This is a genomic window from Paenibacillus sp. P22, from assembly GCF_000469945.2.
GTDB classification, from domain to species: domain Bacteria; phylum Bacillota; class Bacilli; order Paenibacillales; family Paenibacillaceae; genus Paenibacillus_O; species Paenibacillus_O humicus.
On record NZ_CBRA020000195.1, the window covers coordinates 22,048 to 33,790 of the forward strand.

The window sequence follows — 11,743 nt, forward strand, 5'->3', positions numbered from 1 at the left end:
TGCTTAGGAGGTTTTGCCATGAGGGCTTACCGCCAATTCGCCGGCGTCTACGACCGGCTGATGGAAGATATGCCATATCCGGACTGGATCCGGTTCATGAGAGAGTGCTGGGAGCGGTACGGCGTGCCGGAAAGCATCGCCGACCTCGGCTGCGGCACCGGCAGCCTGTCGATTCCGCTCGCCAAGTCAGGCTTCCGCGTCTATGGAATCGACCTCTCCGCGGACATGCTGTCCATCGCCCGCAGCAAATGGGACGAGACGCCCCAGCAGGCGATCCGTTCCAATGCCGGTTCCGTCCGCTGGCTGCAGCAGGATATGCGGGACTGGGAGCTGCCGGATCCGGTGGACGCCGCGATCAGCTTCTGCGACTGCCTGAATTACCTGACGGAGGAAGAAGATATCGAAGCGGCCTTCAAGGCGACCTTCCGGGGGCTGAAGGACGGCGGCGTCTTCCTGTTCGACGTCCATGCGCCGTCTACGCTTCGGAGGTACGCGGAGGAGCAGCCTTTCTTCCTCGATGAGCGGGATGTCGGCTACATCTGGACGTCCGAGCTGGAGGAAGACCGCATCGAGATCCGCCATCATCTGACGATATTCGCCAAGGATGCGGGAGACCGCGACGGGCGCTTCATCCGCTTCGAGGAAACCCATCTGCAGCGAGCCTACGATCCCGACTGGATCGTCCGGGCTTTGAAGGCCGCCGGCTTCAGCCGGGTGGACCGGTATGGAGACTTCAAGCTGAGAGAGCCGGGGCCGGATTCGGAGCGGCTGTTTTTTGCGGCGGTGAAATAGATTTCAAAAAGGCTGCTCACTCGACATGCGTCGAGAGAGCAGCCTTTTTGACAGCCTAACTGGAAGTTTAATAAAACTTCTCCAAACATGTAATAGGGGACGTATAGCAGTATTGAGGAGCTGCAGCAGCAGAAGCTAGAGAAGCGAATGGAAGGGCCAGCAATGCTGTCAAACCAAGCATGAGAAACATTTTCTTCAACTTCGTCACCTCCTTTTACCATTTTTTTCATTATAGTAGATGTAGATGGAATAAGATAGAAGGATGTAATCTACATGTTAGTAGTATTTATTTTCAGATAGAGAAGGCTGTAAAGCCCCTCTTTTTCGGGGAACCTTACCTCTTCTTTGGATCAGCGGTGAAAACCCATTCTCTTGAAAACCTATTTGACTTCAAATACATGGAACATCCCCGTCATGCCGGGAGCATGGTTCTTGAATCCAAACGATTCATAGAATGCTTCCTTGCCTTCCGCAGCGAACAGTCCCGTAAAAGCAATGCCGCTGTCCAGCTTGCTCCGTCGAACGTAGTCGAGCAGCTCTTCCACGATTCTTTTTCCGATTCCGCGGCTTTGATGCTCCGGGTGGACGGCGACATCCTGGATATAGAAATACATGACGCCGTCGCCGACGATCCGGCCCATTCCGACGGCCTCGCCGTCCAGCTCGGCTACGACGGCATAACGAGATTGGGGAATGGAATTCCGGGCCATTTCGGCATCTGCATGTCCCCACCCCACGGCTTGCCAGAGGGAGACGAACTCCTCTACCGAAGGCTGACGCTCTTTTATGACGATGGATTTCGGATTCATTTGCATAACCACCTTTGGTTTATTCTCAGGCGGCCTGGGTATCCGCCCTCTATGAGAGGCTGCGGTTCTGCTCCATGATCTTCAACCCCTTTCGTTGAATTTCTGATCGAGACTGCTCATGAGCAGCCGATTGCCGTTTTTGCAAACCTCATCCCACGGGATGCCGTCCCTGCTAAAGCCGCATTTTCCGTTGTTATGGCGTGCTTCGTCGTCCGTTCCTTGACCTCGGCCGGAGCAAACGGCATTCCCAGCCCCTGATGAAAGGGTGGCGCTTACCCGCGGATCGGCGAGCCGTCGGTACCGAAGCTCCCAAACTGATTTCGACGAAGGGATGCAGCAGGACTGATTTTCCAATGAGCGTGATAGACCCCTCTATTTTCGTTGAAGGCGCGGCATGGTATACTTTCCCGAATTAGAGAGATTCGTTGCCGATTGGGAAATTCCTTTTAAAAGGGAGCTGTCCGCATTGGGGCGATATGCAGACAATAGAGGGGGAAGAACGATGGGGAATGTTAGGCTGACGGTTCCGGATTTGCGGCTGGAAAAAGAATATAAGGACTTCTACGAGGAATGGGTCGAGAGCGGAGAAGACATGGTTCCCTGGGTCATCGCAAAGGAACCGGCGGATTTCGCCGGAATGGTGGAATGGCTGGAAAAAAACAGCGCCGGCATCGGACTTCCGGAGGGCTGGGTGCCGGATTCGACCTTCTGGCTCGTCGATGAGACGGAACGCGTACTCGGAGCCGTCAATATCCGTCATAGCCTGACGCCGTTTCTCCTCTCCAGCGGCGGTCATATCGGCTACGGCATCCGCCCTTCCGCGCGTCGCAAGGGCTATGCGACGAAGCTGCTGGAGCTGGCGCTGGAGAAGACGGCCGAGCTCGGCATCGCCAAGGTGCTGGTCGTCTGCGACCGCTCCAACGAGGCTTCCGCGCGGACGATCTTGAACAACGGCGGAATCGAGGCTGCTCCGCATACCGAGGAGAACGGGAATGTCGTCCGGAGATTCTGGATCGGCGGCTAGCTTCGTTCTGCGTGGACTTGTTTCTCGGCTAATAGATTGATGCAGGACAACGGCGATCGATAATGAAGAAGGCGGCTGATCAAGCAGATGAAGATGCGGATGAGGATGTCGATGAAGAGGAGAAGAAACCTTCTCCTTTTGCTTGGTTTGGCTGTTCTGCTTGTTTGGAGCTGGAGCGTTTTCGGGCGCGAAGCCGACAGCATGCCGGGCAGGACGGAGGTCATCCGCTCCGATCAGGGAAGCGGGATCGAGCTCCCATTGGATGAGCTGGCGCCGCTGCGGGCTTATCTGGAGGGCGAAGGCGCCGCAGAAGAGGAGCTTGAACGAACGGCCTTCTCCGAGATCGAGACGGGAGAGACCGACCGGCTGGGAGTGGTGAAGTACGGCTGCGGCAATAAATCCTGCTCCCTGCTGCTCGTCCGAAGCGGGGACTCCGGCACTTCCAGCATCGAGCTGCCGAGAGGGCTCTACGTGGACAGCCGCGTTGATCGAGGACGCATTCTGCTTCGTCTTGCCTATCCCGAGGGAAATCGTGTCGTACGCCATCTGATCCTTCCCATCGATTATCGAACGATGACGATGCTTTCTTACGGCGACGAAGGCGATCAGAGGCAGCTCCTTTCGTCCCCTGCATGGCCGGTCATGGACTATGGTTGGGACGGGACGGACCGCATTTGGATTGAAACGGCAGCCGCAGATATCGGGGATTATGAAGAACTGGAGCAATGGTTTGCGAACGAGAATCGAGAACTCCGGATTCGGAAGCTCCATTTGCATTTCTGAAGCCTGCAGCTTCTGAAAGGTCCAAAAAGCCGGCATTCCAAGGGAATGCCGGCTAATCTTAAAGCAATCAAGCAATCAAGGATTGGTCGTCCAAATGCCTGCGGTCTTGATGAACACGCGGTCCGGAAGCTTGAGCGTGGCGACGATCAGCTCGGCGACATCCTCCGGCTGCAGGATGTTGTTATCGCTGTCGTTGCCCTTGAGCAGGCCGTTTGCGGAAGCGAGCGGTGTATTGACCGTGCTTGGCGTCAGCGCCGTGACGCGGATGTTCGACTTGCGGACCTCCTGCATGAGCGCCTCGGTGAAGCCCATGACGGCGAACTTGGAGGCGTTGTAGGCGGAGCCGGTCGCGAAGCCGCGCTCGCCCGCCGTGGAGGCGATGTTGAGAATGGCGCCGCTTTTGCGCTCCAGCATGGAAGGAAGCACGGCATGGGTGACGTAATAGGTTCCGAACAGATTGATGCGGACGATCCGCTCCCATTCGGCCGGATCCATTTCGGCTACCGTGCCGAAGGTGGCGACTCCGGCGTTGTTGATCAGGACGTCGACGCTGCCCAGCTCTTTGGCGAGGCCCTTGGCGGCATCGGCCGCCTCGGCCGCGTCGGAGATGTCGGCGACGGCGTAGTGGACGCTGATGCCGTACTGGGAGGTCAGCTCCTTTGCCAGCGATGCCAGCTCGGACTCGGTGCGCGATATCAGGCCCAGATGGACGCCTTCCTTAGCGAGAGCGATCGCGGAAGCTCGACCGATGCCTTTGCCGGCGCCGGTGATGAGAGCCGTTTTATTTTTCAATTCCAATGGAATCTCTCCTGTCGATGTAGAATGGACTTGCACAGCATTTTATATTATATAGGAAGGCTGGAAGAGGAACAAATGAAGAACTCATGAGCGAGCGCCATGATGCGCCGCAGGATTCGACAGCCGTCGACGGCTTCTTGACTCCCTGTCTGCAATCCACTATAATCGGACTTAAATTAGCCATATTGGCGTTGAAGAGGAGCAGTAAGCCGCATCGCGTGGACTTAGAGAGCCGGCATCAGTTGGTGCAAGCCGGACCCGCAGCGTGCCGAATCTCGCCTCGGAGCCGCAAGGTCAATTCCGGATTCGGAGCAGCCTTGCCGCATGGTCCGCGTTAAGGACTTCATGAGTGGGTGTCCGCGGCAAAGCATGCCGGGCGCCAACTAGGGTGGTACCACGGGAATTCAAACCTCTCGTCCCTAGCGATTAATCGCTGGGACGGGAGGTTTTTTGCGTTTGCGCCCCCGCGACAATGAACAGGAGGCATAGGCCATGAGTCAGGAAAGAATGGAAGGGCAAGGCTACAACCCCCAGAAGCTGGAGCCGAAATGGCAGCAGCATTGGGATGAGCATAAGACGTTCCGCACGACGGAGGACTACGGCAAGCCGAAATTCTACGCGCTCGACATGTTCCCTTATCCATCCGGAGCCGGTCTGCATGTAGGCCATCCGGAAGGGTACACGGCGACCGACATCGTCTCCCGCTACAAGCGGATGAAGGGCTTCAACGTGCTGCACCCGATGGGCTGGGACGCCTTCGGCCTGCCGGCGGAGCAGCATGCTCTCGATACCGGCGAGCATCCCCGCGAGATCACGGTGAAGAACATCAACAACTTCCGCCGCCAGATCAAGTCGCTCGGCTTCTCGTACGACTGGGACCGCGAGATCAGCACGACCGATCCCGACTACTACAAATGGACGCAGTGGATTTTCATCCAGCTGTACAAGAAAGGCCTCGCTTATGTGGCCGAGGTGCCGGTCAACTGGTGTCCGGCGCTGGGCACGGTGCTGGCGAACGAGGAAGTCATCAACGGCCTCAGCGAGCGCGGCAACCATCCGGTTATCCGCAAGCCGATGCGCCAGTGGGTGCTGAGAATCACCGAGTATGCCGAGCGCCTGCTCGAGGATCTCGAGGAGCTGGACTGGTCGGAGAGCATCAAGGACATGCAGCGCAATTGGATCGGCAAGTCCGTAGGCGCGGAGGTGGCGTTTGCGGTCGACGGCTCTGCGGCGGAGATCCAGGTGTTCACGACCCGTCCGGATACGTTGTTCGGCGCGACCTACTGCGTGCTGGCTCCGGAGCATGAGCTGGTAGACTCCATCACTTCCGAGGATCGGAAGGCGGCTGTCGCGGACTACCGCGAGGCGGCTTCCCGCAAGAGCGATCTCGAGCGCACCGATCTGGCCAAGGACAAATCCGGCGTCTTCACGGGAGCTTATGCGATCAATCCGGTCAGCGGAGCCAAGGTTCCGGTCTGGATCGCGGATTATGTCCTGGCCGGCTACGGCACGGGAGCGATCATGGCCGTGCCGGGCCATGACCAGCGCGACTGGGAATTCGCCAAGCAGTTCGGCCTGCCGATCATCGAGGTCGTCCAAGGCGGCAGCGTCGAGGAAGAAGCGTATACAGGCGACGGACCGCATGTGAACTCGGACTTCTTGAACGGCCTGTCCAACAGCGAGGGCATCGCGGCCATGATCAGCCGTCTGGAAGAGACGGGCAAAGGACGCGGCAAAACGACCTACCGCCTGCGCGACTGGCTGTTCAGCCGCCAGCGCTATTGGGGCGAGCCGATTCCGATTCTCCATCTGGAGGACGGCTCGATGAAGCCGGTTCCGGAGGACCAGCTTCCGGTGCTGCTGCCGGATGTCGATGCGATCAAGCCTTCCGGCACGGGAGAATCTCCGCTCGCCAACGTTGCGGACTGGGTCAACACGACCGATCCGGAGACGGGACTGCCGGCGCGCCGCGAAACGAACACGATGCCGCAATGGGCGGGAAGCTGCTGGTACTACCTGCGCTTCATCGATCCGAAGAACGATCAGGAGCTGTGCTCCGCCGAGAAGCAGAAGGAATGGCTGCCGGTCGACCTGTATATCGGCGGCGCGGAGCATGCGGTGCTTCATCTGCTGTATGCGCGCTTCTGGCATAAGGTGCTCTACGATCTCGGCGTCGTGGATACGAAGGAGCCTTTCCACAAGCTGGTCAACCAAGGCATGATTCTCGGCACGAACAACGAGAAGATGAGCAAATCCCGCGGCAACGTCATCAATCCCGACGACATCGTGGGCGAATACGGCGCCGACACTCTGCGTTTGTATGAAATGTTCATGGGGCCGCTGGAAGCGACGAAGCCATGGAACACGAGCGGCGTCGAGGGCATGCACCGCTTCCTGAGCCGCGTCTGGCGCTTGTTCGTCGGCGAGAACGGCGAGCTGAATCCGAAGATTTCGGATGCCGAGGGAAGCGACGCGATGAATCGGGTGTGGCACCGCTCCATCAAGAAGGTAACGGACGACTTCGACAACCTGCGCTTCAACACGGCGATCAGCCAGCTGATGATCTGGGTCAACGAAGCCTACAAGGCCGACACGCTGCCGCGCCGTTCCATGGAGAACTTCGTGCAGCTGCTCTCGCCGCTCGCTCCGCACATCGCCGAGGAGCTGTGGGAGAAGCTGGGCCATTCCGAGTCCGTCACGTATGTGGCATGGCCTTCTTATGAAGAAGCCTGGACGGTGGATCAGGAGGTCGAGATCGTCGTGCAGGTCAACGGCAAAATCGCCGAGCGCGTATCCATCGCGGCCGACACCGACACGGACGAAATGGAACGGATCGCCAAAGAGCTCCCTCGCGTGAAGGAGCTGACGGAAGGCAAGACGGTCCGCAAGGTCGTCGCAGTCAAAGGCAAGCTCGTCAATATCGTAGCCAATTAAAGTGATTCCGATGGCGGCCGACCCCCTTGATGAAGAGGAGGAAAGGCCGCCGGAGGCTCTTTCTGAGGAAAGCATCCCGGAAGAGGTGAACGGACCCTGGAGGTTTCGCATGCGCGAATGCCTCAGGGACCGTTCACCTCTTCGCCGTATAGGGAAGCTTCGACCTTTTCGAGATCCTCGCGGAATTTGTCATGGGTGATGGTGATCAGCTTCTGGAACATGCCGTCCGTCTCCTGCCTGAGCAGCTGCAAGCCTTGCTGGGTAATGCCGCCCGGCACCGAGACGCGGCGGATCAACTCATCGGGCGTCATGCCTCCTTCGGTCAGCAGCTTGCCTGTGCCGAGCAGCATGGCGCTGGAGATGGCGACCGCCTCGTCGGGATCGATGCCGGTCATCTCGACGGCGGCGTCGATCAGGCGCTGGAGCAGGAAGGAGATGAAAGCCGGACCGCAGCTGGACAGGTCGGAGACAATCCGGGTGTACTGCTCGTCGATGAGCAAGGGCTCGCTTATGCGCGACAGGATGCCTTCGAGGTAGCAGCAGTCAGCGACGGTCATGCGGCTGCCGAACATGCAGAGCGAGGCGCCGCTCAGCACTCCGTTCGTAATGCTGGGGATGATTTTGGCGATGCGGCAGGGAAGCTGGTCCTCCAGATGGCTGATGAGCACGGCGCTGGTGATGGACACGACGACCTGGTCGCTCCGGACGGACGGCTGGATTTCCTGCAGAACGGATTTGAATTCCGAGGGCTTGACGCACAAAAAAAGGCAGTCGCTCCTCTGTGCGGCTTCGCGGCTTGATGGAACGGCCGTAATGCCGGGATGCTGCGCGGCAAGACGTTCGGCCTTATGGAAAGTCCGGTTGGCGACGACGACATCGGATGCTTCGACAGCGCCCGACCGGATGAATGAATCCACCAGCAGGCTGCCCATGCTGCCCGTGCCGATAAATCCGATTTTCATGGGATCCCTCCTTGCGAGCTGGGACGCCGGTTCCAGGCCGAAGCCCGGAATTGGACGTCCCGCATGGGATACAATGCATGGGCTGCCGTGCAGGCCCGTATATCCCTTCTGACCATCCGATCCCGGAAGGCATTCCTTGCCAGGGCGGAAGGCGGATTGTTAGTACTCTATGCAGGACGGCTCGGCAAACATGTCGAGGAAAGGAAAACCTTCACGAATCAATGCCTGAAGGCAGGGAGGAGCATGCTTGTGGAGAGAAATGGATGGCCATGGCGGAGCCGGAAAACGGCCGTTTTGGTGCTCGGCTTGGCCGGGGCCGGCTTGATCGCATTCGGGCTTCGGCAGCCGCGGGATCCCGAGCCGGCCGGCTGGGTTCAAGTGAACGCGGCGCTAGCGGAGGCGATGGCCGGCAAGGAAGCTGCAGCAGGCGGGGACGGGGGTAACGGTGGAACGGGAATAGAGGATGGAGGCGCTGTTTACGGACAAGCCGTTTCCGGAGGCGAGGCTGCGGCAGGCAACGGAACCGCCGCAGGAGGAGCTTCTGGCGGAGCTGAAGCGACAGAGGCTCATCAGGGCGGCGAAGCGGGGAAAGGCTCAGCCGATGGAGGCTCGGACAGCGGCGCGGAAGCGGAGAGCAAGCGAAAGCCGGAAGGCGATGCTTCATCAGATGCCGGGGAACGGAGCGGCACAGGGGCAAAGGGCGGTGCAATCGGGAGCGGAGAAGGCGCAGAGAGCGGGCGAGCGGCTGGCGGAAACGCCGCGTCGGATGGGAGGCTTGACCTGAATCGGGCAAGCGCCGAGCAGCTCGATGCGCTGCCCGGCGTAGGGCCCGCCAAAGCAGGAGCGATCGTCGAGGAGCGGGAACGTAGCGGTTTTTTCCGATCGGTCGAGGATGTCCAGAGGGTGAAGGGAATCGGTCCGAAAATCGTAGAGAAATGGAAAGATCTAGTTGTCGTCCTTCCATGAATGTGAGAGAATGGGCATAATTCCATTATTTCATCCCGATATAGGAGGTTTTAAGAAGATGACTGAACCTCGCAAGCTTGCTCTCGAAACGCTGGCCGTCCATGCCGGCCAAGAAATCGATCCCGCCACCCTGTCCCGCGCCGTGCCGATCTATCAAACGACATCGTACGGCTTTCATGACACCGACCATGCGGCGGATCTGTTCGGACTGAAGTCGTTCGGAAATATCTATACCCGCATCATGAATCCGACCAGCGACGTATTCGAGAAGCGGGTCGCGGCGCTGGAAGGCGGAGCGGCAGCGCTTGCGGTTTCCTCGGGATCTTCCGCCATCTCCTACTCGATTCTCAATATCGCTTCGGCAGGCGACGAGATCGTCAGCTCTTCCAGCCTGTACGGAGGCACATACAACCTGTTCGCGCATACGCTGCCGAAGCTCGGCATCAAGGTGATCTTCGTGGATGCTTCCGATCCCGAGAACTTCCGCGCAGCGATTTCGGATAAGACCAAAGCCGTATTCGGCGAAACGATCGGCAATCCGAGAGGCGATGTTCTGGACATCGAAGCCGTCGCCAGGATTGCGCATGAGAACGGCGTTCCGCTCATCGTGGACAATACGTTCCCGAGTCCCTATCTGCTGAGGCCGATCGAGTTCGGCGCGGATATCGTCGTCCACTCGGCGACCAAATTCATCGGCGGACACGGCACCTCCATCGGAGGAATCATCGTCGACGCCGGAGCGTTCGACTGGCTGGCGAGCGGAAGGTTCCCTGGACTGACGGAGCCGGATCCGAGCTATCACGGCCTCGTATACACGGATGCCGTCGGTCCTTTGGCTTATATCATCAAAGCGCGCGTGCAGCTTCTCCGCGATCTTGGCGCCGCCATCTCGCCGTTCAATTCCTTCCTGCTGCTGCAGGGGCTGGAGACGCTTCACCTGCGGATGGAGCGCCACAGCTCCAACGCGCTGGAAGTCGCACGTTATCTGGAAGCCCATGACGCGGTGGCTTCCGTCAGCTATCCCGGCCTGCCCGGACACCCTTCGTACGAGCTGGCGCAGAAGTACCTCCCGAAAGGACAGGGGGCGATCCTGACCTTCGAGATCAAAGGCGGAATCGAAGCCGGCAAGCGAATCATCAACTCCGTGCAGCTGTTCTCGCATTTGGCGAACGTCGGGGATTCCAAGTCGCTCATCATCCATCCCGCGAGCACGACGCATCAGCAGCTGTCTCCGGACGAGCAGCTGGCATCCGGCGTCACGCCGGGCCTGATCCGCTTGTCCATCGGCACGGAAGGAATCGCCGACATCCTGCATGATCTCGGCCAGGCGATCGCCGCCAGCCAGGCGAGCGAGGTCGCCAGCGGCTCCTGATCGTATAGAGATCGTCCAGGGCCCATGATTGTTGCGGATGCGGATTGTCACATGCCCGCATCATCCGATTGTCGCTTTCCCGCTGCATTCGCTATAATGGAATTCAACAGGAACCGACAGGAAGGAGCTGCTCCGCATGCCGACTACATCCGCCGTCCAGCAGGATGCCGCAAGAAAAGACTGGGACACCTATTTCATGGACATCGCCTATATGGTATCGACCCGATCACGCTGCCTCAGGCGGCACGTGGGAGCGCTGCTCGTCCAGGGCAAGAAGCTTCTGGGGACAGCTTACAACGGAGCTCCGATGGGCGTCGCCGACTGCTCCGAGGCCGGCTGCATGATCGTCGAGGAATGGGAGCAGCGGATTACGGACGGCAAGGCCGATATGGTCAAGAAGCAGCGCTGCATCCGTACCATCCATGCCGAGCAGAACCTGCTTCTGTTCACCGACCGGAGCGACCGGGAAGGCTCGACGGTTTATGTGACCGACCAGCCTTGCTGGACTTGCGCCAACATGCTGGCGAACAGCGGCATTTCCGAGATCGTCTATCACCGGGCTTATCCGAAGGACTCGGAGAAAGTCAGAACGCTGATGGAGCAGAAGGGAATCGGCTTCCGGCAGCTGGAAGGCTATGAGGCTCCGCCGCAGGCAGGCCTTGCCGTTACGGATTAGCGGACAGCGGTTTTTTTATGTGGCTGAGGCCGAAATTTAAAGGCTATGATCTAAAGGCTGAAAGCTGAAGGCTAAGGCTGAAATCTAGAAGCTGAAATCTAAAAGCTGAATCTAAAAGCTAAGGGATGAAGGCAAAAGGCTAAAGGTTAAAGGTTAAAGGTTAAAGGATAAAGGCTAAAAGCTAGAAGCTAGAAGCTAAAAGCTAAAAGCTAAAAAGTTAAAAGCTAAAAGTTAAAAGCTAAAAGTTAAAAGCCAAAGACAAAGACAAAGACAAAGACAAAGACAAAGACAAAGACAAAGACTAAAGACTAAAGACTAAAGACTAAAGACTAAAGACTAAAGACTAAAGACTAAAGACTAAAGACTAAAGACAAAGTCTAAAGACGAATGCCATAGCTTTCGGAGGAAGCACCTCCACGAAAACTCCTTTCAGAAGGAGATTCGTGGAGGTGTTTTGTTTTCTGCGGGAAAGGAGAAGAGGGATGAGAGCGAGAGGTTATCTGGACGGAAGGCCGCTTGTCTGGGCGGCCGTCTGTTTTGTCGCCGGAAGCTCGGCGGCGGCGTATTGGAGTCCCGGCGGAGCGCTGAGCGCCGGGCTGGGGCTCGGCCTGCTGCTGGCGGCGCTGG

The 11,743-nt window shown here is 58.4% G+C and carries 10 protein-coding genes and 1 other annotated feature; of the genes, 7 read left to right on the forward strand and 3 right to left on the reverse strand.

Going from position 1 to position 11,743, the window contains the following annotated elements; all coding sequences use genetic code 11:
* Positions 1-18 precede the first annotated feature (18 nt).
* On the forward strand, positions 19-792 hold the full coding sequence (locus tag BN871_RS22280) for a class I SAM-dependent methyltransferase (protein WP_021879571.1): 774 nt from the start codon (positions 19-21) through the stop codon (positions 790-792).
* Positions 793-1,172: 380 nt separating this feature from the next.
* On the opposite strand, the gene BN871_RS22285 is transcribed toward BN871_RS22280, so the two are convergent.
* The gene (locus BN871_RS22285) at positions 1,173-1,601 is read right to left on the reverse strand and encodes a GNAT family N-acetyltransferase (protein ID WP_048748927.1); all 429 of its coding nucleotides are present in this window, start codon (positions 1,599-1,601) and stop codon (positions 1,173-1,175) included.
* A gap of 502 nt (positions 1,602-2,103) precedes the next feature.
* Between BN871_RS22285 and BN871_RS22290 the strand changes: the two genes are divergently transcribed.
* Both BN871_RS22290 and BN871_RS22295 read left to right on the forward strand, forming a co-directional pair.
* On the forward strand, positions 2,104-2,625 hold the full coding sequence (locus BN871_RS22290) for a GNAT family N-acetyltransferase (RefSeq protein ID WP_048748929.1): 522 nt from the start codon (positions 2,104-2,106) through the stop codon (positions 2,623-2,625).
* Positions 2,626-2,736: 111 nt separating this feature from the next.
* Positions 2,737-3,408 carry a hypothetical protein gene (locus BN871_RS22295; protein WP_157053931.1) on the forward strand — a complete coding sequence of 224 codons (672 nt, stop codon included), beginning with the start codon at positions 2,737-2,739 and terminating at the stop codon, positions 3,406-3,408.
* A gap of 75 nt (positions 3,409-3,483) precedes the next feature.
* Here the strand turns inward: BN871_RS22295 and BN871_RS22300 are convergent, their stop codons facing one another.
* Positions 3,484-4,206, reverse strand: coding sequence for a 3-ketoacyl-ACP reductase (locus tag BN871_RS22300; protein ID WP_048748932.1), 723 nt, complete (start codon positions 4,204-4,206; stop codon positions 3,484-3,486).
* Between the two features lie 182 nt (positions 4,207-4,388).
* Positions 4,389-4,630, forward strand: a binding site (T-box leader).
* Between the two features lie 68 nt (positions 4,631-4,698).
* Here BN871_RS22300 and leuS point away from each other — a divergent pair.
* A complete protein-coding gene (leuS, locus tag BN871_RS22305) occupies positions 4,699-7,140 on the forward strand; it encodes a leucine--tRNA ligase (protein WP_048748933.1) in 2,442 nt (813 codons plus the stop codon).
* A 122-nt stretch (positions 7,141-7,262) separates the two neighbouring features.
* Here the strand turns inward: leuS and comER are convergent, their stop codons facing one another.
* On the reverse strand, positions 7,263-8,102 hold the full coding sequence (gene comER, locus BN871_RS22310) for a late competence protein ComER (RefSeq protein ID WP_048748935.1): 840 nt from the start codon (positions 8,100-8,102) through the stop codon (positions 7,263-7,265).
* A 249-nt stretch (positions 8,103-8,351) separates the two neighbouring features.
* On the opposite strand from comER, the gene BN871_RS22315 reads away from it, so the two are divergent.
* The 3 genes from BN871_RS22315 (at position 8,352) to BN871_RS22325 (ending at position 11,116) form a co-directional block, all read left to right on the forward strand.
* The gene (locus BN871_RS22315; protein ID WP_157053930.1) at positions 8,352-9,068 is read left to right on the forward strand and encodes a ComEA family DNA-binding protein; all 717 of its coding nucleotides are present in this window, start codon (positions 8,352-8,354) and stop codon (positions 9,066-9,068) included.
* A 58-nt stretch (positions 9,069-9,126) separates the two neighbouring features.
* On the forward strand, positions 9,127-10,440 hold the full coding sequence (locus tag BN871_RS22320) for a homocysteine synthase (protein WP_048748938.1): 1,314 nt from the start codon (positions 9,127-9,129) through the stop codon (positions 10,438-10,440).
* A 136-nt stretch (positions 10,441-10,576) separates the two neighbouring features.
* Positions 10,577-11,116, forward strand: a complete 540-nt coding sequence (locus BN871_RS22325) for a cytidine/deoxycytidylate deaminase family protein (protein WP_048748940.1) — start codon at positions 10,577-10,579, stop codon at positions 11,114-11,116.
* The last annotated feature ends 627 nt before the right edge of the window (positions 11,117-11,743 follow it).